1 protein-coding gene is annotated in these 595 nt (G+C 32.3%); it reads right to left on the bottom strand.

Features of this window, described 5'->3' with window-relative positions:
* Positions 1 to 516 (bottom strand): NADH-quinone oxidoreductase subunit J (locus ACYVJ0_RS13685; RefSeq protein ID WP_460818411.1); only part of this gene is annotated, 516 nt, incomplete at its 3' end.
* Positions 517 to 595: the final 79 nt, after the last annotated feature.

Consider the following 595-nt stretch of genomic DNA (forward strand, 5'->3'; position numbering starts at 1 on the left):
ATAAAGTCCATGACCAATAGCTTCGATTTGAAGATGAGATGAGAAAGCATTATCAGCACCAGTATTAGCAAAAGCCATATTAACATCAGAATTTGTAATAGATGTATTAACTCCTAGTAGTAGTCCATTTAGATATGTAAATAGTCCTAGAGGTAGTTCACCAGCATTAGTTGTAGCAGCTGGAATAACAGATAGAATTTCAAAGAAGAATACTGTACCTACAACAAAACCAAGAGGAAGATTCTTAGTATATTCACGTCCAACTGAAACAATTTCAGTAATAGAAATATTTAGCATCATAACTACAAATAGGAATAGAATAGCAATAGCACCTACATAAACAATTAGATATGAGATACCTACAAATCCAACACCTAGAAGTACAAGATATCCAGCAGCGTTAACAAACACAGAGATTAGAAATAGCACTGAAATAACTGGATTAACTGATGTAATAACAAGAACTCCTGATAGTACAGCACCAAATGCAAGAAGATCAAGTAGAAATGTATTCATTATTTTTATATTTTTTTTTATTTATTAATTTAGGTCTAGTTTATACTGCCTTAAATCGGTTTAACCAGTCGCTAGGAGG

The organism is Microbacterium petrolearium (assembly GCF_054782875.1).